We start from the raw sequence: 21024 nt of genomic DNA on the forward strand, positions 1-21024 counted from the left end.
AATGCCATGAAGAATACGACTGAATTTGCCCAGGGTAGGGCGCTGGACGTAATCTGCCTGGGCCGCCTGGCGGTGGACCTGTACGCGCAGCAGATCGGCAGCACCCTGGAAGACGCGACCAGTTTCGCCAAATACCTGGGCGGCTCGTCGGCGAACATCGCCTTCGGCACGGCCCGGCTGGGCTTGAAATCGGCCATGCTGTCGAAGGTGGGCGACGATCACATGGGGCGTTTCCTTACCGATACCTTGGCGCAGGAGGGCTGCGACGTCAGCCACGTCGGCATCGACCGCGAGCGGCTCACGGCCCTCGTCATGCTGGGCATCAAGGACAAGAACACCTTCCCGCTGATCTTTTATCGCGAAAATTGCGCCGACATGGCCATCGACGCATCGTCGGTGGATGCGGCTTTCATTGCGTCGAGCAAAGCCTTATTAATCACCGGCACGCATTTCTCGACTAGCGCCATGCACGCCGTCAGCACGCAGGCATTGCAGCTGGCGCGCGCCAATAACGTGCGCACCGTGCTCGACATCGATTACCGGCCCGTGCTGTGGGGCTTGTCCGGCAAGGCGGACGGCGAAACGCGGTTCGTTTCCAACGAAGGCGTGACCAGCCATTTGCAGGCCATCCTGCCGCAGTTCGACCTGATCGTCGGCACGGAAGAGGAATTCATGATCGCCGGCGGCGGCACCGACATCATGGCGTCCTTGCGCGCCGTGCGCAAGGTGAGCAGTGCAACCCTGGTGGTCAAGCGCGGGCCGCTGGGCTGCGCCGTCATCGACAATGTGGTGCCGGCCAGCCTCGATGACGCGTATAACTACCGCGGCGTGCGCGTGGAAGTCTTGAACGTGCTCGGCGCGGGCGACGCTTTTCTTTCCGGTTTCCTGAAAGGCTGGCTGCGCGGCGAGGATTACGAGGCGTGCTGCCGCTACGCGAACGGCTGCGGCGCCCTCGTCGTGTCGCGCCACGGCTGCGCGCCGGCCATGCCGTCACCCGTCGAGCTCGACTATTTCCTGGCCAACGCGGCCAAACTGACCCGTCCTGACCAGGATGCGACCTTGTCGCGCCTGCACCGCACGACGGTGGCGCGCCCGCAGTGGAACGAGCTGTGCGTGTTTGCGTTCGACCACCGCACGCAATTCTTTGAGCTGGCCCAGCAGGGCGGTGCCGACGAGGCAAAGATTGCGCGGCTCAAGCAACTGTTCGTGCAAGCCGTGGGCCAGACGGAGGCGGCGCGCGGCTTGCAGGGCGGCACGGGCGTGCTGATCGATGACCGCTATGGCGTCGACGCGCTCAACGATGCCACGGGGCGCGGCTGGTGGATTGGCCGTCCCGTCGAGATGCCGGGTTCGAATCCCTTGCAGTTCGACTGGGGCCGTTCGCTGGCGTCGCGCTTGATGCAGTGGCCGAAAGAGCACGTGATCAAGTGCCTGGTGCAGCTGCATCCCGACGATACGCCGGAAAACCGGCTGGAACAGGAAGCGCAAATCAAGGGCTTGTACGACGCTGCGCAAATCACGGGCCATGAATTGCTGCTGGAAATTATTCCTGCCAAGTCCCTGCCCCAGCACGACGATACCGTGTATCGCGCGGTGAAACGCCTGTACAACCTCGGCATCTACCCTGAATGGTGGAAACTGGAAAGCATGTCCGCCCAGCAATGGCAAGCCATCGATGCCCTCGTGCACGAGCGCGATCCGTATTGCCGTGGCGTCGTCTTGCTGGGCTTGAACGCGCCCATCGCCGCCCTGGCCGCCAGTTTCGAACAGGCCAGTGCCAGCAGCACGTGCAGGGGTTTCATGGTGGGCCGCACCATCTTCCAGGAACCGAGCCGCCGCTGGCTGGCCGGCGAACTCGACGATGCGGGCCTGATCGCCGCCGTGCGCGCCAACTTCGAACAGCTGATCAGCTTGTGGCAGCGCACGCGCAACCGCCTGGAGCGTGCCGCATGAGCGCCACCATCCATAAAACCATCCGCCTGACCATGGCGCAGGCGCTGGTGCGCTATCTGTCGGTATTGCGTACCGAGGATGGTCAGCCCCTGTTCAGCGGCGCCTTCGCCATCTTTGGCCACGGCAACGTCGCCGGCATGGGCGAGGCGCTGTACCAGTACAAGGATGTGTTCCCCACTTTCCGCGCGCACAATGAGCAGGCGATGGCGCACTCTGCCATCGCCTATGCGAAAGCCCACATGCGCCGGCGCATGATGGCCGTCACCAGCTCCATCGGTCCGGGTGCGACGAATCTGCTCACCGCCGCCGCCCTGGCGCACGTCAACCGCTTGCCCGTCCTGCTCCTGCCAGGCGACGTCTTCGTCTCGCGTGCGCCGGATCCCGTCTTGCAGCAGCTGGAAGATGCTTCTGACGGCAGCGTCTCGGTGAATGACGCTTTTAAACCTTTATCACGCTATTTCGACCGCATCGTCTATCCGGAGCAATTGCTCACGGCCTTGCCGCGCGCGATCGCCGCCTTGACGGACCCGGCCGCCTGCGGCCCCGTCACCTTGTCCCTGCCGCAAGACGTGCAGACGATGGCGCATGACTATCCCGTGGATTTCTTTGAACCGAGAGTCGTGCGTTTCCGCGCCGTGCCGCCCGTCGAGCAGGAGCTGGAAGAGGCCGCGTTGCTATTGAAAAACGCGAAGCAGCCGCTGATCGTCGCCGGCGGCGGCGTGCTGTACGGCCAGGCCGGCGCCGCCTTGCAGGCGTTTGCCGAACGGCACGGTATTCCCGTGGCGGAAACCCAGGCCGGCAAGAGTTCTTTGCCGTGGGACCATCCTTTGCAGCTGGGCGCCATCGGCGTCACCGGTTCGCCCGCCGCCAACGCGCTGGCGGCGGACGCGGACGTGGTGCTGGCCGTCGGCACGCGCCTGCAGGATTTCACGACCGGGTCCAACTCCCTGTTTGCGCAGGCGCAATTGCTCAGCCTGAACGTCAACGCTTTCGATGCGCTGAAACGCCGCGGCCTGGGCCTGCAGGCGGACGCAACCCTCGGCTTGCAAGGCCTGTCTCGGTTGCTGGGCAGCTGGAGCAGCGATGGACAATGGCAGGACAGTGCGCAGCAGGAAGCGAAGGCCTGGCGCGATACCGTGCTGGCCATCACCGGCAAACGCGAGGTGGCCGGCTTGCCGTATGACGGCGAAGTCATCGGCGCCGTGCAGCGTTCCGCACCGGATTCTACTGTGCGCGACATCGTCGTCTGCGCGGCCGGGACTCTGCCGGCCGAACTGCATAAACTGTGGCGAACGGAAACACCGGGCGGCTACCACATGGAATACGGCTACTCGTGCATGGGCTATGAAATCGCCGGCGGCCTCGGCGTCAAGATGGCCAAGCCGGAAGCCGAGGTCATCGTCATGGTGGGCGACGGCAGCTATCTGATGATGAATTCGGAAATCGCCACTTCCGTCATGCTCGACAAAAAACTCATCATCGTCGTGCTCGACAATCGCGGCTATGGCTGCATCAACCGCCTGCAGCAGGCCTGCGGCAATGCCTCGTTCAACAATATGTTGCCCGACAGCGCCCCGCGCATCGACTTCGCCCTGCATGCGCAATCCCTGGGCGCGCTGTCCGAACATGTGGGTTCGATTGCCGAACTCGAACAGGCCATGCTGCGCGCCCGGGCAGCTTCACGCACGTATCTGATCTGCATCGACACGGACGCCACGCGCACGACGCAGGAGGGCGGCTGCTGGTGGGAAGTGGCCGTGCCCGAGGTCTCCACGCAAGCCGGCGTGCAAGCTGCGCGTGCCCGTTATGAAAACGATCGCCTGAAACAAAGGAATTGAAATGACTACCTGGAATGTACGTATCGGCATCAACCCGATCTCGTGGATGAACGACGACTTACCGAGCCTGGGCGGCGAAACGCCCCTGGAAACGGCGCTGAAGGAAGGCGCCGAGATCGGCTACGTGGGTTTTGAACTGGGCAACAAGTTTCCGAAAGATGCCCCGGCCCTGAACGCCGTGCTGGGCAAATATGGTCTGGCCTGCGTCTCGGGCTGGTATTCGGGCCGCCTGGCGCACCGCTCGGTGGAAGAAGAGATCGCTTCTGTTGGCCCGCATTTACGTTTACTTGCCGACAGCGGCGCCACCGTCATGGTCTACGGCGAAGTGGCCGACGCCATCCAGGGCGAAGCGCGCCCCCTGTACAAACGCCCTCGCTTCCAGACGCAGCAGCAATGGCAGGACTACGCCGATAAACTCACGGCGTTTGCCGCCCACTTGCTGGCGCACGGCGTGCGCCTGGCCTACCACCACCACATGGGCGCCTACGTGGAAACCCCGGCTGATGTGGATCAATTGATGGCCCTGACGGGGCCGGAAGTGGGCTTGTTGTTTGATACGGGTCACATCACGTTTGCCGGCGGCGACGCGCTGGCGGTACTCAATAAACATATCGATCGCATCTGCCACGTGCATTGCAAGGACGTGCGCCCGAACGTGGTGAAACTGGCCCGCAATGGCCACTGGAGTTTTTTGCAGGCCGTCATCAATGGCGCTTTCAGCGTACCGGGCGACGGCTGCATCGACTTTCCGGCCATTTTGACGCGGCTGTATCTGCACGGCTATGCGGGCTGGCTGGTGGTGGAAGCGGAGCAAGACCCGGCCGTCGCCCCCAGCTACGCATACGCGAAGATGGGCCACGATTACCTGGCGCGCCTGGTCGATGCGATTCCGCGCCTGGGTCGGGAGGCGGCATGAGCCCGCTGCTGGTCAAAGCAGGCAAGGCCGGCGGCAAGATTGTGGAAGTCACGCCCGCATCGGCCGGCTGGACGCACGTGGGCTTTGCCGCCCACCGCCTGGCGGCGGGCGAGGTCTTGACGCTGGAGACGGGCAGCCGCGAGCTGTGCCTCGTCGTGCTGACGGGCACGGTCACGGTGCGGGCGGGCGATCACGTCTGGGAAGGCATCGGCAAGCGCGCCAGCGTCTTCGAGGACGTCTCGCCCTACGCCGTGTATGTGCCGCTGGACACCACGGTGCGTATCACGGCCGTGAGCGCCGCCGAGGTGGCCTTGTGCAGCGCCCCGGCCACGACGCACCGCCCGGCGCGCCTGATCGAACCTTCCAGCATGACGCGTTCCGTGCGCGGCAAGGGCGCGAATACCCGCTATGTGTGCGACATCCTGCCGCAGACGGAAGCAGCGGACGGCTTGCTGGTGGTGGAAGTCGTCACGCCGTCCGGCCATTCGTCCAGTTATCCGCCCCATAAACACGACAGCGACAATATTCCAACCGAAAGTTCGCTGGAGGAAACGTATTACCACCGCCTCAATCCCGAGCAGGGCTTTGCCTACCAGCGCGTCTACACGGATGACCGCTCCATTGACGAAGCCATGGCCGTGGAAAACCACGACGTGGTGATGGTGCCGCGCGGCTACCACCCCGTGACCGTGCCGTATGGCTACGATGGCTATTACCTGAACGTGATGGCCGGCCCGAAACGCGTGTGGCATTTTAAAAACGACCCGGCCCATGACTGGCTGATGACGAAATAACCAAGGACAAGACAATGACGACCCCGATGATCGGCCACTTTATTGGTGGCAACCCCATGGCTTCGCGCACCGAGCGCACGAGCGACGTCTTCAACCCCGCCACGGGCGCCGTGACGGCCAAGGTGGCGCTGGCCACGCCTGCCGAACTGAACGCGGCCGTGGCTGCCGCTCATGCAGCGTTTCCCGCCTGGTCGCAAACCTCGCCCCTGCGCCGCGCCCGCGTCATGTTCAAATTCAAGGAGTTGCTGGAGCAAAACGCCGACAAGCTGGCCGAGCTGATCACGCGTGAACACGGCAAGGTCTTCACGGATGCGAAAGGGGAAGTGACGCGCGGCATCGAAGTGGTGGAGTTTGCCTGCGGCATCCCGCAGATGATGAAGGGAGAATACTCGGAACAGGTGGCCGGCGGCATCGACGCCTGGTCGATCCGCCAGGCGCTCGGCGTCTGTGTCGGCATCACGCCGTTCAACTTTCCCGTGATGGTGCCGATGTGGATGTTCCCGATGGCCATTGCCTGCGGCAACACGTTTGTACTGAAACCGTCGGAACGCGACCCGTCGGCCAGCCTGCTGCTGGCGCAGCTGCTGACGGACGCGGGCTTGCCGGACGGCGTCTTCAACGTGGTACAGGGCGATAAAGAAGCCGTCGACGGCTTGCTGCACCACCCGGACGTGCGCGCCGTCAGCTTCGTCGGTTCCACGCCGATCGCCGAGTATATCTATGCGACGGGCTGCGCGCAGGGCAAGCGCGTCCAGGCCCTGGGCGGCGCGAAAAACCACATGGTCGTCATGCCCGACGCGGACATTGCCCAGACGGTCGATGCCCTGATGGGCGCCGCCTTTGGCTCGGCCGGCGAGCGCTGCATGGCCATTTCCGTCGTCGTGGCGGTTGGCAATGTGGCGGATCAATTGGTGGAAGCCCTGGTGCCGCGCATCGCGGCGTTAAAGATCACGCAAGGCATGGATATGTCGGCCGAGATGGGGCCGGTCGTCACGCAGGTGCACAAGGACAAGATCGCCGGCTATATCGCGCAAGGTGTGGAAGAGGGCGCCAAGCTCATCTGCGACGGGCGCGGTTTTGTGCTGCCCGGTCATGAGCACGGGTTTTTCCTCGGCGGCAGCCTGTTCGACCACGTCACGCCGGACATGACGATCTACAAGGAGGAAATCTTCGGTCCCGTGCTGTGCATCGTGCGCGTGCCCGATTTCACGGCGGCGCTGGACCTGGTCAATGCGCATGAATACGGCAACGGCACGGCCATCTACACGCGCGACGGCAACACGGCGCGCGAATACACGCACCGGGTGCAGGTGGGGATGGTGGGGGTCAACGTGCCGATTCCCGTGCCGATGGCCTTCCACAGCTTCGGCGGCTGGAAGCGCAGCCTGTTCGGCGACCACCATGCGCACGGCCCGGAATCGGTGCGTTTCTATACCAAGCAGAAGGCGGTGACGCAGCGCTGGCCGGCCTCGACGGCGGCCGGGGCCGAGTTTGCCATGCCGACCTTGAAGTAAAGCGCGCTGGCGGCGCGCAGTATCAGCGCGTCAGCGCGCCGCCACGTGTCCGTAGCAGGTTTTCAGTTTTGCGTAGTCGTAAAAGACGCTGCCCGGCGCGATGCGGGCGCCGTCGCAAGCGGCCTGGAAGTCCGTTTCCTTTTCGTTGTACAGCAGGCGCACGATGAGCTGCCCTGCCTCGTTGCGGTACACATCCCACTGCATATTGGCCGCCAGCGGCGAGACGTTCTGGCCGCGCCATGGATTGTTTTCATAACTGTAACTGAGCGATGCCGGCAAGGGGGCCAGCGCCTGCTGCAAGCCCATGGCCGAAGCGAGCGGAATGATCATCTCGGCGTGCGTGAAGCGCAGCTTCGCCGCGTGGCGCACATCTCCCCTTGCCAGCGCATCGACCTCATTGAAAAAATCGTCGCGCAAGGCCAGCGCAAAGCGCCACGTCACGCCGCTGCTTTCCGTGGTGGCCGGTCCCTTTTGGTAAAAATCCTCATGGTCGGCGACATATGCGTAGTAGCGCGCGTCGTCGGCAGGCATGTAGCGGCTGAAATCGGCCGGCACTTCATGCCGCATGCCGGCGGCGATCGCATAGAGCTCATACAATTTTGTCGCGGCCGCATTCAGGCTGCGGATGACGGTCTTGCCGCTGCCCGTCATGGTGCGCGTGAGCTTGCCGTCGGCGCTGGTGAAGGTGTAGCTGCCCGTGTCCGCATAGCTGGCGCGGCCGCCTTCCAACTGGTCGAGGAAGGCGGGAGAAAACAGCCGTTCGAGCACGTGGCGCGCATGCGCGGTCGCCGCAGGCAGCCTGGCCGGGGTTCCCATCAGCGCATCCAGCTGCTTGCTTCGTTCATAGTACTGGTAGGCCTGGCTGGCGGCATAGGTGGCGTAATACGGGTTGGCCGGATCGGTGACACGGTCCGTCTGCGGCGCCAGCTTGTGCGCGTACAGCAGGAAGCGGTTGACGCCATCGGGCTGCAATATCGGCTGTACCGCGGGCTTGCGCCCTTGCGGATATGGCGCCGGCGCGGGCGGCAGATATACCAAGGGTGTCAGCGCTGGCGCTTGCTCGAGCAGCGACTGCGTGAAGAAGCGCGAACTGTCGCGCGCGCGGTCCACGCCGGAATGGATGGTGACGAGCTGTCGCGGCGCCGTCGCCGCGTCTTGCCCCACTTGCGCGAACAGGGTGGGCAGGCGCGCCAGCATGCGCACGGCCAGCTGCCGGTGCTCGTCGATACCCGTCTGCGACAGATTGCCGTAGCCGGGCCGCTCGATGCCGGCCACGCCATAACCGAGCAAGGCATTGGCCTTCATCAGGGCCAGGATGTCGGGGCCGAGTTCGCGGCCCAGGGGCGTGAGCGCATCCTGCGCGGCGGCCTGCTGCCACATCGCATACAGGGCCGCGTCGTTCTTCATGCTGGTGAGTCCGCGCGAACCGTGGCGCGCCGCCAGCTGCGTGAAAATGGGCTGGAAGCCGGCCGGCGGCGCGGCATAGGTGGCCGGGTCCTGCTGCGGCGCATACGGCGTCTTGGTCTGGTAATGGCCTTCGACGGCCAGCGTGTGACCGGCGCACATGGCGAGGGCCAGGGCCAGCGGGATGCTGGCCAGGGGAAGCGATGGAGGCATGGGAGTCCGTGACGTGATGAGTTCCTGGGCGCAAGCCTAGCATCAAACGTCAATCAGGCGGGCACGGCTGGGAGCCGGCCCGCCTGCACTCCGTGATTACTGCGCCACGTGGCCGTAGCAGGTCTTCAGCTTTGCATATACATAGAAATGGCTGCCGGCCGCATGGCGCGCGCCATCGCAGGCGGCATGGAAGTCGGTTTCCTTTTCGTTGTACAGCATTTTTACCAGCACATTGCCGCTGGCGTCGCGGTACACGTCCCACTGCATGTTGGCCGCCATCGGCGCCACGTACAGGCCGCGCCAGCTGCTGTTGTCATAACTGTAGGTCTGCGCCGCCGGCAGCGCGCCGACGACGGTCTTCAGGCCCATGGCCGTGGCCAGCGGGATGATGGCTTCCGCATGCGTGAAGCGCAGCTTGGCGCCGTGCGACAGGTCGCCGCGCGCGATGGCGTCCACTTCCGTGAAGAAGTCGTCGCGCAGCGCGCGCACGTAGTTCCAGGTGACGCCGGCGCTTTCCGTGGTGCCGGGACCCTTGTTGTAGAAATCCTGGTAATCCTGCACGAAGGCCTGGTACTTGGCCGCGTCCGACGGCATGTACTGCACGAAGTCGGCTTTGACCTCGTTCGTCATGCCGGCCATGATGGCGTACAGGTTGTACAGCACGGAAGCGGCATCGGCCAGGCCCTTGATGGTGGTCTCGCCGTCGCCCGTGACAGTGTTGGTGAACTTGCCGTCGTCGCTGGTGAAGCTGTAAGTACCCGTATTGGCGAAGCTGTAGGTGCCGTTGTCGATCTTGTCGACAAACGCCTTGCTAAACAGCCGCTCCAGCACTGCACGGCCCAGGGTGCGCGCCGTGGCGTCCGTGTCGATGGCCGTGTACTTGGCCAGGAAGTCGGGGCTTTTCAGGTAGTTCTGGTAGGCCTGGCTGTCCTGGTAGGTCTGGTAGTAGCTGTCGATGGCATCGGTGACCAGGTCCGTCTTGGGCACCAGCTTGTGCGCATACAGCAGGAAGCGGTTGGTGCCAGCTGGCTGCGCCACGGGCTTGCCGGCCGGGTAGCCGGCCGGCGCGGGCGGCAGGGTAATCAGCGGCGCGACGTTGGGTGCCGTGGCGGCCAGCGACTGCGCAAAATACGCGGCGCTGTCCTTGGCGCGGTCCACGCCGGAACTGACGGTGACGATCTGGCGCGGCGCGCTGGCGGCGTTCGCGCCCAGTTGCGTGAACAGGGCGGGCAGGCGCGCCAGCATGCGCACGGCCAGCTGCTTGTGCTCATTGATGCCCGTCTGCGACAGGTTGCCGTAGCCGGGCGCCGTGATGCCGTCCACGCCATAGCCGAGCAGCGCGTTGGCCTTCATCAGTTTCAGGATGTCGGCGCCCAGCTTTTGCCCCAGTGGCGTGAGCGCATCGTCGGCGGCGGCCCTTTGCCAGACGTTGTAGAAGGCGGCGTCGTACTTCATGCTCGACAGGCCGCGCGAGCCGTGGCGCGCCACCAGTTCGGTGAACACGGGCGCGTAGCCGGCCGGCGCCGCTTCATACGTGGCCGCCTCCTGCTGCGGCGTGTACGGCGTCTTGGTCTGGTAGTAGGTGGCGGGCGGCGGGGCCACAGGAGGCGTCACCGGCGGCGCGACAGGGACGGTCGGCGTATCGTCGCCGCCGCCACAGGCGGCCAGGGAGAGCATCAGGAGGGACAGGGGAAGATGGCGTGCGTGCAGCATGGCGTTTCCTTTGGATGTGAGTTGCCCGGGCGCGCCGCGCAGGACGGCGCACCCAGGGTAGACAGGCAGGAGGGGGCGTTACAGCTTGAGGGCCTTGGCCAGGCTGTTGGCGCGCGCATCGCGCTCGCTCAATGGCGCCAGGCCATGGCGTTCCTCGATGAACTTCAGGATCGACACGGTTTCATACTCGGTATGGTCGATATGCCCGCCTTCGCTGAACGGCGAGATGACGAGGGCGGGGATGCGCGTGGCCGGGCCGAAGCGGTCGCCTTTGGGCGGCGCCACGTGGTCCCAGAAGCCGCCGTTTTCATCGGTGGTGACGATGATGACGGTATCCTTCCATTGCGGGCCTTCCATGATGGCGTTGATGATGGCCACGCCCTCGTCGTCGCCGGCCGCCACGCTCGATTTGTCCATCCCCGGATGCATGTTCTTCTTGCCCATGGGCTTGTAGAACGAGACGGGCGGCAGCTTGCCCGCCTGGACGTCGGCGATCATGTCGGAGCGGTCCTTCAGGTGCGTGGCGCGCTGCTGCGGGCTGTCGATGAAGCGCTTGAAGTAGGTGAACGGCTGGTGGTGATATGAGAAATCGTCTGCCTTCTTGCCCGACTTGGTCGAGGCGACGGCGATGTCGTAACCGTCCGCATAATAGACCCAGGATATGCCCTTGTCCGTCAGGCGGTCACCGATGGTGGGCATGGTTTGCGGCGGCAGGAATGTCTGCTTCTTGGTCGGGTCGAACAGCAGCGGGCCCTGCATGGTGTTGACGGCGTAGCCGTCCTGCGTCACTTCCGCTTCCTCGCCCTTCTTGTGGCCCGTGCCGCGCTCATCCTGGGCGACGATGGACTTGGGCGCGTTCGGGAATACGGGGGTGCAGGCGCAGGTCAGCCACATGTGGTTGAGGAAGGAGCCGCCGTAGGCGGACTGGAAGAAGCGGTCGGCCAGGGTGTAGCGCTGCGCCAGGGCCCACAGTTTGAGCTTGCTGCCGTCGAAATAGCCCATGGGCAGGGCGCCCGTATTGCCCTCGACGACGAAGCGGTCGTTCTTGCCGTCGTTGATCTGGCGCTTGTGCGTCCAGAATGCGTGCACGGGACTGGCCGTCTTGTCGCCCAGCGACACGCTCGGCTCCATGTGGAAGGGCGCGTTGGCGATGTCGCCCTTGAAGCGCTGGTCCAGGCCGCCCTTGTCGAGCGCCACGGCGGGCAGCATCGCATAGGGCTTGCCGTCGGGACCGGTCTGCGTGGTGGTGTCCGGCGAGCGGCCATTGGCGATGCCGTCGGCGCCGGGGAAAGTGCCGAACAGGTGGTCGAAGCTGCGGTTTTCCATGTACACGACGACGATCTGGCCGATCTTCGCCAGCTTCGGATCGGCGGCGGCACTGGCAGCCGTATTGTGCTGCATGCCGGCGGGGGTGGTGCAGGCCGCCAGGCCGATGGCCCCGGCGCCGAACAGGGCGATTCTTAGAACGTGGTTCAACATAACGGTCTCCTTAATACGCCTCCGTGGACGGGGCGCTTTTTTTAGTGGTATGGCCAGAACAGGCTTCTTGAAGAAATTGCACACGTGTGCAGCACGCGTGTGCAAACAGTAACCCGGATTTTTTTCGATGTCAACAAGTACAGGCGGAGGATGAAAAAGTGTGGAAAACGGGGAACGGCGGGCGCTGCGGGGCGGTGGGGGCGGGCAGACGGCGTTGCGCCATCTGCCGTATTGAGTCGCTTAGCGCGTCGTGCCGCGCCGCACCAGCGTGACGGGGACTTCCTTCAGGCGGCCCGGCATGGCGAATTTTTCCATGCGCTCGACCAGGCTCTTGACGGCGCGGCGCGCCAGTTCGCCCGCATCCTGGCGGATGGTGGTCAGCTGGTAGGCGTCGAGCGCCGCCATGGGAATGTCGTCGAAGCCGATCACCTGCAATTGCGCGGGCACGTCGATGCCGTACTTGCTGCGCGCCGCGTCGATGAAGCCGCAGGCGATCAGGTCGGTGGCGCAAAAGACGCCGTCGGGCAGCTTGCCCGAGGCGAGCAGGGCGTCGGCCGCTTCCTGGCCCGCCTGGTAGCCGATGGCGTCGGCCAGGTATTCGCCGGCCGTGCAGCGCTTCTTCGCCACGGCCGGCGCCAGGTGGTCGAGGAAGGCCTTGCCGCGCGCGATGCCGCTGAAACTGCTGGCGCGCGTGTTGACGAAGGCCAGCCGTTTGGCGCCGCTGTCGAGCAGGGTGCTGGCCGCCAGTTCGCCGCCATGGCGGTTGTCGCTGTTGACCACGTCCACGCCCTTCAGGTCGCGCGCGCGGTTGATCATGGCCACCGGTACTTGCCGCTGCAGGTATTCCGTCGCCACGGCGGACGGCGGCGAGCCGGACGTCATGATGACACCGGAAATCTTGTAGCTGAGGAGAATGCGCAGCAGTTCGCTGAGGCGTTCGGGATCTTCCGCATTCATCAGCAGCGGCACCAGCGCATGTTCGCTCAGGCTGCGCGTGACTTCGCCCAGCAGGGCCACGCGGAACGGGTCCGTGAAGCCCGTGATGACGACGCCCACCAGATTGCTTTGCCCCTGGTTCATGCTGCGCGCCAGGATGTTGACCTGGTAGCCCAGCGACTGCGCCGCTTCCATCACGCGGGCCCGCGTTTCGGGCGCCACGCTGGCGCCGGGCGTGAATGTGCGCGAGACGGCGGAGCGCGAGACGCCGGCCCGTTTGGCGACGTCGACCGAAGTGACCCAGGACTTGTCTTTTTGTTCCATTGACGGTGTAGATGATTGAGAGGCCGATGCACGATGCGGTGCGGCGCAACGCCGCGCCATCATCTTAGCCGAAAATCCCGGCCGCGGCGCGAACTGAATGCCGGTGGCACTATCAGTCACGCGGCGCGTGCCGGCGTGCCGGCCCTCAGCTTTTCAATCGTCCTACCACTTCGGCGTGTACTTCAGGGTGAACTGCACGTTGCGCGGGTCGCCATAATAGTTGTTCGACCCGGTGGTGTTGTAGGCCGGGATGATGTAGCGCTTGTCGAACAGATTGTTGACGTTGACCGACAGGGCCACTTGCGGCGTGGCTTGCCAGCCCAGGCGTGCATTCCAGATCGAGAAACCGGCAACCTTGAACGTGCGTTCGGTATCGACCGTATGGCTTTGCAGGCTGGTGCCGGCGCCCACGCTGAACTTGTCCCACGCGCCGGGCAGGGTATAGCTGGACCAAAGGCGCAGCATGTGCTTCGGCGTCCACGTGGAAAAGACCTGGCCCTTGTTGTCCGGATCGTCGAGGTAGGTCGTCGTCGTGTAGGCATAGCCGGCCGACAGCTGCAGGCCGCGCGCCACTTCGCCCGACACCTCCGCTTCCAGGCCCTGGCTGCGCACCTTGCCCGAGGCGCGCGAGCAGTACCAGCCGTCGCAGGCGAAACCGGCAGCATAGTCGGTGACGGCGCGGTCCTTGTGGTCATAGCGGAATACGGCCAGCGAGGTGTTGACCTTGCCGTCCAGCAGTTCACCCTTGATGCCGCCTTCGTAGCTGCTGCCCGTGATCGGCTTGAGGGTGCGGCCGGCCACGTCGTGGTTCGTCTGCGGCTGGAACACGTCCGCATAGCTGGCGTAGGCCGACCATTGCGGCGTCAATGCATAGATCAGGCCCACCGATGGCGTGAACCTGGCCGTGGCGCGGGTGGCGTCGCGGTAGCCGTCCGGCGTGGCATACAGGAAGTCGTACCAGCTGAAGCGCCCGCCCAGCAGGGCTTTCAGCTTGCCCGTCAGCTGGCCGTTCCAGGTGGCGTACAGTCCTTTCTGGCGCATGTCGTAGGTGCTGTAACTGCTCACGCCGCGCGCGGCGATGCTGTCGAAGTCCTGCCACGGGCGATGGTGCTTGATGTTGAAGATATCCGCGCCTGTTTCCCACGCGCGCGCATAGCGGTCTTTCGACGTCATGCTGACATAGCTGGCGCCGGCGACGACTTCCTGCGCGATGCCCAGGCCGTCGAATTTGCCGCGCACGAAAGCGTCGATGCCGCGCTTGCGATTGTCGAAATCGGTGGAAAAGTCGCCATAGCGCGCGCCGCTGCCATCGGGTTTGATGGCGAAGGCCGTGCGCTGGTGCGTGGAGCTGGTGCTTTCATTCATGCCCAGCGCCGAGGCTTTCAGGCTCCATTGCGTATTGAAGTGGTGTTCCAGGTCCAGGTAGACGGTGCTCTGTTCCACCAGGCTGCGGTTCCAGTCGGCGCCCGTGAAGGTGGAGCGCGGCAGCGGCAGTGCGCTGCCGTCAACGTAGCGGGGCAGGCCGATGAACGTGGGGCGGCCGTGGGCCTTCGCATGGCTGGCGGCCAGGCCCACGGTGGTGGCGGGCGCCAGGTCGTAGTCGAGCGCTGCATACAGGGTGCGGTTCTTGCTCCACACCTGATCGATGAAGGAGTGGCTGTCGTCCTCGTCGACGATGGCGCGTCCGCGCAGGCTGCCTTCCGCGTTCAGGGGGCTGCTGATGTCGACCTGGGCGCCATAGTGGTCCCAGGAACCGGCGCGCCCCGTCAGCGTGATCGCGCGTGTGGCCAGCGGGCGCTTGCGCACCAGGTTGACGGAACCGCCGGGGCTGCCCGTGCCAACGAGCATGCTCGAAGCGCCGCGCAGCACTTCCAGGCGGTCGTAGATGACCATGTTTTCCTGGCCCCAGTTACCCAGCGCATAGGTGTTGCGGTCGATCGGCACGCCGTCGTATTGCCACTGGTCGATCTGGAAGCCGCGCGCCGTGATGACCACGCCCGGGCCCACGCCATGCACGCCCACCACGCCGGTGACGTTGTTGACAGCTTCGCGCAAGTCCGTGATGCCCTGGTCGTCCAGGCGCTGGCGCGTCAGCACGCTGACCGATTGCGGGATGTCCTTCATCGATTGCTCGCCCTTGCCGATGGTGAGCTTGCGCGCCGTGTAGGAACCGCTGCCTTCCGTGGTGGCGCCTTGTTCGGCCTGGCCGACGATGGTAATCGAGGGCATGGTGCGCTCGGCCGCCGAGGCGGCACTGGCCGCCGCCGTGGGGGCGGACGCCGGCGCGGCCACCAGCACGTAGCCGGTGGACGTCTTGCCGATGGCATAGCCGCTGCCGCGCAGCAGCATGGCGAAGCCGTCGTCGATGGCGTAGCTGCCTTGCAGGCCGGCCGTCTGCAGCCCCTGTACCTTGGCCGCGTCGATGACGATGGACACGCCCGCCTGCTGTGCGTAGCGGTTCAGGGCGCCGGCCAGTGGGCCGGCGGGAATGGCGTAGCTGGCGACCGCCGGCACGGCCTGGGCGGCTGCCTGGGCATGCAGGGCGGCGCCAGCGAGCAGCATGGCCGCCAGGGCCAGCGGGCGCAGACGCGTGCGCAGGGTGTTCGGGGAGGAAACGGCAACGACTTGAGCGTACATGGTGACAGCCTTTTTTGAATGATCTCAGCTGCCTTGACGCGCGAGATGCGCCAACACGAACCTGCGTGGCAAATTATTTTTTTGCGGTGCCAGTGCTTGGCGCGTCGACCATCACCAGGTAGCGCGTCAGCATGCGGATGCGCAGCTGCGGGAAATTGTCGATCAACAGCTGCAGCGCCTTGTCCGTGTCGTCCAGCGGCAGCACGGCCGCCACGCGGATGCCGGCGATCTGCGCGCGGTCGTAATGCAGCTGGCCGGGACGGTGGCGCGCCAGCTCGTCGAGCACCTCGGCCAATGGCTGGTCGTCGACCACCAGCTGGTGCGCGTGCCACGCTTGCTGCACGCTGACCACATCGATGGTTGTTAGCGGTCCGACGCCATCGCGCGTGATGCGCGTGCGCTGACCCGCCCGCACCACGACGGCAGGATGTTGCGGCACCTGCGCCGATACTGTCGACTCCAGCATGTTCAGGATGGTGGCGCCGTCTTCCCGGCGCACGCTAAAGCGCGTGCCCAGCGCGCGGATCGCCGCCTGCCTGCTGTCGACGATGAAGGGGCGCTGCGCATCCTTGGCGACGTCGACGAGGATGTCGCCACGCACCAGTTCCACGTGTCGCTCGCCCGCAGTAAAGCGCACGTTGACGGCGCTGTTGCCGGCCAGGGTGATACGGCTGCCGTCGGCCAGGATGTGCGACTGCCATTGCCCTGTGGGGCTGCGCAGGTCGGCCAGCAGGTAGGCGGGGCGCTCGCTGGCGACCATGGCCGTGCCCAGCACCAGCACGGCGACGGCACTGGCGGCGGCCAGCTGGCGCAAGCGCTGGCGGGGACGATCGGGGGCGATGGCGGCCAGGGCGGCCCGCGCGGGGCGATGGTCGCCGCCGGCCGGCTCGCGCACGGCGTGCAACTGGCGCAGCAGGTTTTCCATGCCGGCCGCTGCGTTCGCGTGCAGCGGGTCGGCCGCCTTCCATGCGGCGAAGCCGGAGCGTGCCTGTTCGCGCTCGGCCGGGTCGTCGGCGCTCAGGCGCACGATCCACTGCGCGGCCTGTTCGGCTGTCGCGTCGGTGCGCGCGCCCTTCATGCCGCCATGGCCGGGCAGGCGTGGCGGCAGGCCAGCAAGGCTTGCACCAGGTATTTTTGCACCATGCGCGTGGAGACGTTCAGCTGCGCGGCGACGGCGGCCTGCGGCTGCTCTTCCAGGTAGTGCAGCAAGAAGGCGTCGCGCGCCCTGGCGGACAAGCCGGCCAGCGCCGTGGCGATCTGCCCGAGCGCCTGCACGGCCATCAGGATCTCGTCCGGCGACGGCGCGCCGGGCAGGCTGTCGGCCAGCAGGGCCAGTTCCGCCAGGTAGCTGCGTTCAAGTACCTGCCGGCGCGCGCGGTCGAGCAGCAAGCGCTTCGCCGTGGTGGACAGATAGGCGCGCGGCTCGCGCATGCCGAACAGGGCGTCGCGCGAGGCGATGATGCGCACGAACGTGTCTTGTGCCACATCGGCCGCGCCATGCGGACAGCTGAGCTTTTTGCGCAGCCAGCCCACCAGCCAGCCATGATGCTCGCTGTAGAGCGACTGCACTTGCTGTTGCAGGCTGGACTGAATGGCGGACATGGGGAATGAATAATATAAATGAGAATTATTCTCATTGTAAGCGCCAGCGGCGTCTCGCCACAATCCCCGATTGCATGCGGAGGGGGCGGGTGTTGCGCGCAGGCCGCATGCGCGGCAGCCGGAAATGAAAAAACCCGCCGCTGCACGGGGCAGGGCGGGTTCATCAATGCTGCAAATTCTTGGTGGTGATAGGTGGACTTGAACCACCGACCCCAGCATTATGAATGCTGTGCTCTAACCAACTGAGCTATATCACCAAACAGACCGGTCAGACCGGATGCTGGTTTTGACCAGGTGAAACCTGATCGATGTTCTTTGGTGGTGATAGGTGGACTTGAACCACCGACCCCAGCATTATGAATGCTGTGCTCTAACCAACTGAGCTATATCACCCAACAGCCGAGCATTATCCAGTCTTCCGATTTCCTTGTCAATGCTGGCGCAAAAAAATGTGCGGGTTTTTCGTGGTGGATTGTTGTATGGCTATTTCAGCAACGCTTGAATCTGCGCCAGCATGGCCGCGGCCGGGTCACGTCCCAGGCAATCGATGACGACGCGTTCCGGCATCGAGCGCAGCCTAAGTCGAGCCTAGCGCTTGGCCAGTTGTTGTGTGGCGACGCTTATGTCAGCAAAGGGGCGATTTGTGCCAGCATGGCATTGGCCGGATCAGCTCCCAGGCAATCGATGACGATGCGTTCCGGCATCGAGCGCAGCCATGTCAGCTGCCGCTTGGCCAGCTGGCGCGTGGCGATGATGCCGGTCTCGCGCAGCGCGGCGCGGTCGATGCGGCCGTCCAGGTATTCCCAGGCCTGGCGGTAGCCCACGCAGCGCATCGAGGGCAGGCCCGGGTGCAGGTCGCCGCGCCGGCGCAGCTGTTCCACTTCGTCGAGCAGGGCGTCGTTTTTCAGCATCAGGTCGAAGCGCGTGGCGATGCGCGCGTGCAGCACGGCGCGGTCGGACGGCTCCAGCGCGAACGATTGCAGCTGGAACGGCAGCACGGTCTTTTCGCGGCGGTCCAGCAGGGCCGACATGGGCTGGCCGGACAAGGCGATGATTTCCAGCGCGCGGCCGATGCGCTGCGCGTCCTGCGGCGCCAGGCGCGCGGCCGTGACGGGGTCCTGCTCGGCCAGGCGCGCATGCATGGCGGGCCAGCCGATGGCGGCCGCGTCTTCTTCCAGCCGGGCGCGCAGCACCGGATCGGCGCCGGGCAAGTCGTCGAGGCCATCGGCCAGGCCCTTGAAGTACAGCATGGTGCCGCCGACGAGCAGCGGCAGCTTGCCGCGCGCGGAGATGTCCGCCACCAGACGCAGGGTATCGTTGCGGAACTGGGCCACGGAATAGGCATCGAGCGGATCGATGATATCGATCAGATGATGCGGTACCTGGGCCAGCTCTTCTTGCGACGGCTTGGCCGTGCCGATATCCATGCCCCGGTAGACGAGGGCGGAATCGACGGAAATGATCTCGGACGGGATCGCTTGCGCGATGGCCAGCGCACTGGCCGTCTTGCCGCTGGCCGTGGGGCCCATGATGGCGACGGCCAGGGGGAGATGTGGGGTGTTTTGCATGTTGACTCGTGTAAGGTGATGCGTAGGTCGGCTTAGCGCAAGCGTAAGCCGACGTGATGCCGCCGCTGCAGTGTCGGATTACGCTTGCGCTAATCCGACCTACCGTTTATTGGCCGCGCAGGAACAGCTTGTCTAGCGCGTTGATCTCGACCTGCACCCAGGTGGGCCGGCCATGGTTGCACTGGTCGGCGCGTTCCGTGCTCTCCATCTGGCGCAGCAGGGCGTTCATCTCCTGCACCGACAAGATCCGGTTGGCGCGCACGGCTGTGTGGCAGGCCAGGGTGCCCAGCAATTCGTTCTGGCGCTCGATCAGCACGCGCGAGCCGCCGTATTCGCGCACGTCGCGCAGCACGTCGCGCGCCAGGGTTTGCGCGTCGGCGTTCTTGAGCAGGGTCGGCACGGAGCGCACGGCCAGGGTGGTGGGCGACAGGGCGGCGATGTCGAAGCCCAGCGCTTTCAAGGTGTCCTGGTTTTCATTCGCCGTCGACACTTCGATGGCGTCCGCATAGAACGTCACGGGGATCAGCAAGGATTGCACCTGCATGTCCTGGCCGGAGACCTGGGCCTGCAGCGCGTTTTTCAGCTGTTCGTACAGGATGCGCTCGTGCGCCGCGTGCATGTCGACCAGCACCAGGCCCTTGGTGTTTTGCGCCAGGATGTAGATGCCGTGCAGCTGGGCCAGGGCAAAGCCCAGCGGATATTCTTCGCGCGCCATCGCCTCGGGCGAGGCGATGTAGGGCTCCGCCTGCGTGACCGGCGAGTTGGCGGCACCTGCGCCGCCGCCGAACAGGGCGCCGTAGGCCGCCGTGTCCTGGGCCACGCCTGGCGCCTCGGCGAAGAAGGGGCGGGCCGCGCCGGGCGGGGCGGGCGCGAAGGTATTCGTAAATTGCGCGCCGAACGAGGTCTGCGTCTGCTCGCGGCGCCAGATGCCGGGGCCGCCGTTAGCTGAGCCGGCGTCGCCGCCGCCCAAGGTGGAGGCGGCAGGCAGCGGTGCCGGCACGCTGCCGAACGCCGTGGCCGATGTCTGCGCCAGCGCGCGCTGCACCGCGTGGAAGACGAACTGGTGCACGGAGCGGCTGTCGCGGAAGCGCACTTCGATCTTCGACGGGTGCACGTTGACGTCGACCAGGGCCGGGTCGAGGTCGAGCGCCAGCACGTACGACGGGAAGCGGTCGCCATGCAGCACGTCCTGGTAGGCCATGCGCACGGCGTGCACGAGCAGCTTGTCGCGCACGAAGCGCCCGTTGACGTAAAAGAACTGGCCGTCGGCGCGCGCCTTCGACGCCGTCGGCAAGCCGGCAAAGCCGTGAATGCGCAGGCTGCCGGCCGACTCGTCCAGCGCCAGGCGCGCTTCGGCGAAGTCGTTGCCCAGGATGTGGGCGCTGCGCTTGGCCAGTTCGCTGATATTCCACTGGTCGATGGTGCGGCCGTTGTGCGACAGCGAGAACGACACGTCGGGCCGCGCCAGCGCGATGCGGCGCACGACTTCGGCGCAGTGGCCGTACTCCGTCTGCTCGGATTTGAGGAATTTGCGCCGCGCGGGCGTGTTGAAATACAGGTCCTGCACGTCGACCGTGGTGCCGTGCGCGCCCGACGACGGCGACACGCTGCCGTTGTGCGAGCCGACGATTTCCCACGCATGGGCCGCATCCATCGTGCGCGAGGTCACGGTGACGGCGGCCACCGAGGCGATCGAGGCCAGTGCCTCGCCCCGGAAGCCCAGGGTGCCCACGTTTTCCAGGTCGTGCAGCGATGCGATCTTCGAGGTGGCGTGGCGCGCCAAGGCCAGCGGCAGCTGGTCTTTGTCGATGCCGCGCCCGTTGTCGGTGATCGCGATGCGTTTCACGCCCCCTTCTTCCAGCCGCACCGTGATCTGCGTGGCGCCCGAGTCGAGCGCGTTTTCCAGCAGCTCCTTGACCACGGCCGACGGCCGCTCGACCACCTCGCCGGCGGCGATTTGCGAAATCAACTGGTCAGGCAGGGCCTGGATCGGGCGGTGGGGCGTGATGGGAGCGTTCATGCCCTGATTATAACGGGTTCGCAAGGGGAGGCACTGCTGTGCTGATGCCTTAAACCCAAAACGAAGACTGGGATCGTACCCTCAGGGTACGACCCCGGAATTTGCCCTTCGGG

General features: G+C 65.4%; 14 protein-coding genes and 2 tRNA genes. 5 read left to right on the top strand and 11 right to left on the bottom strand.

What is annotated here, in order from left to right; genetic code table 11:
- Positions 1-6 precede the first annotated feature (6 nt).
- The 5 genes from iolC to IGS60_RS02565 are packed head-to-tail and all read left to right on the top strand — an operon-like array spanning position 7 to position 7015.
- A complete protein-coding gene (gene iolC, locus IGS60_RS02545; protein ID WP_230502172.1) occupies positions 7-1953 on the top strand; it encodes a 5-dehydro-2-deoxygluconokinase in 1947 nt (648 codons plus the stop codon).
- A complete protein-coding gene (gene iolD, locus IGS60_RS02550; protein WP_230502174.1) occupies positions 1950-3791 on the top strand; it encodes a 3D-(3,5/4)-trihydroxycyclohexane-1,2-dione acylhydrolase (decyclizing) in 1842 nt (613 codons plus the stop codon). Before iolC ends, iolD begins: the two co-directional genes overlap by 4 nt.
- Before the next feature lies 1 nt (position 3792).
- Complete coding sequence (gene iolE, locus IGS60_RS02555) at positions 3793-4707, top strand: myo-inosose-2 dehydratase (protein WP_230502176.1); 915 nt, start codon at positions 3793-3795, stop codon at positions 4705-4707.
- A complete protein-coding gene (gene iolB / locus IGS60_RS02560; protein ID WP_230502178.1) occupies positions 4704-5501 on the top strand; it encodes a 5-deoxy-glucuronate isomerase in 798 nt (265 codons plus the stop codon). Before iolE ends, iolB begins: the two co-directional genes overlap by 4 nt.
- Before the next feature lie 14 nt (positions 5502-5515).
- Positions 5516-7015: a CoA-acylating methylmalonate-semialdehyde dehydrogenase gene (locus tag IGS60_RS02565; RefSeq protein WP_306798456.1), complete on the top strand. Its 1500-nt coding sequence runs from the start codon at positions 5516-5518 to the stop codon at positions 7013-7015.
- Positions 7016-7045: 30 nt separating this feature from the next.
- Here the strand turns inward: IGS60_RS02565 and IGS60_RS02570 are convergent, their stop codons facing one another.
- From IGS60_RS02570 to mutL, 11 genes are all read right to left on the bottom strand, one after another.
- Positions 7046-8632 carry a histidine-type phosphatase gene (locus IGS60_RS02570; protein WP_230502180.1) on the bottom strand — a complete coding sequence of 529 codons (1587 nt, stop codon included), beginning with the start codon at positions 8630-8632 and terminating at the stop codon, positions 7046-7048.
- Positions 8633-8728: 96 nt separating this feature from the next.
- On the bottom strand, positions 8729-10345 hold the full coding sequence (locus IGS60_RS02575; RefSeq protein WP_230502182.1) for a histidine-type phosphatase: 1617 nt from the start codon (positions 10343-10345) through the stop codon (positions 8729-8731).
- A gap of 78 nt (positions 10346-10423) precedes the next feature.
- Complete coding sequence (locus IGS60_RS02580) at positions 10424-11824, bottom strand: alkaline phosphatase family protein (protein WP_070220788.1); 1401 nt, start codon at positions 11822-11824, stop codon at positions 10424-10426.
- A gap of 240 nt (positions 11825-12064) precedes the next feature.
- A complete protein-coding gene (locus IGS60_RS02585) occupies positions 12065-13084 on the bottom strand; it encodes a LacI family DNA-binding transcriptional regulator (RefSeq protein WP_070310452.1) in 1020 nt (339 codons plus the stop codon).
- A 162-nt stretch (positions 13085-13246) separates the two neighbouring features.
- Positions 13247-15721: a TonB-dependent receptor gene (locus tag IGS60_RS02590; RefSeq protein WP_230502184.1), complete on the bottom strand. Its 2475-nt coding sequence runs from the start codon at positions 15719-15721 to the stop codon at positions 13247-13249.
- A gap of 73 nt (positions 15722-15794) precedes the next feature.
- Complete coding sequence (locus IGS60_RS02595) at positions 15795-16799, bottom strand: FecR domain-containing protein (protein WP_230502186.1); 1005 nt, start codon at positions 16797-16799, stop codon at positions 15795-15797.
- Positions 16796-17323, bottom strand: coding sequence for a sigma-70 family RNA polymerase sigma factor (locus IGS60_RS02600; RefSeq protein ID WP_070312288.1), 528 nt, complete (start codon positions 17321-17323; stop codon positions 16796-16798). Before IGS60_RS02600 ends, IGS60_RS02595 begins: the two co-directional genes overlap by 4 nt.
- Before the next feature lie 180 nt (positions 17324-17503).
- Positions 17504-17580, bottom strand: a tRNA-Met gene (locus IGS60_RS02605).
- Positions 17581-17639: 59 nt separating this feature from the next.
- Positions 17640-17716, bottom strand: a tRNA-Met gene (locus tag IGS60_RS02610).
- A 227-nt stretch (positions 17717-17943) separates the two neighbouring features.
- Positions 17944-18891: a tRNA (adenosine(37)-N6)-dimethylallyltransferase MiaA gene (gene miaA / locus IGS60_RS02615; protein WP_070223023.1), complete on the bottom strand. Its 948-nt coding sequence runs from the start codon at positions 18889-18891 to the stop codon at positions 17944-17946.
- A gap of 106 nt (positions 18892-18997) precedes the next feature.
- The gene (gene mutL / locus IGS60_RS02620) at positions 18998-20911 is read right to left on the bottom strand and encodes a DNA mismatch repair endonuclease MutL (RefSeq protein ID WP_230502188.1); all 1914 of its coding nucleotides are present in this window, start codon (positions 20909-20911) and stop codon (positions 18998-19000) included.
- Positions 20912-21024: the final 113 nt, after the last annotated feature.

The organism is Janthinobacterium sp. FW305-128, from assembly GCF_020858135.1.
Taxonomy (GTDB): Bacteria; Pseudomonadota; Gammaproteobacteria; order Burkholderiales; family Burkholderiaceae_D; genus Janthinobacterium.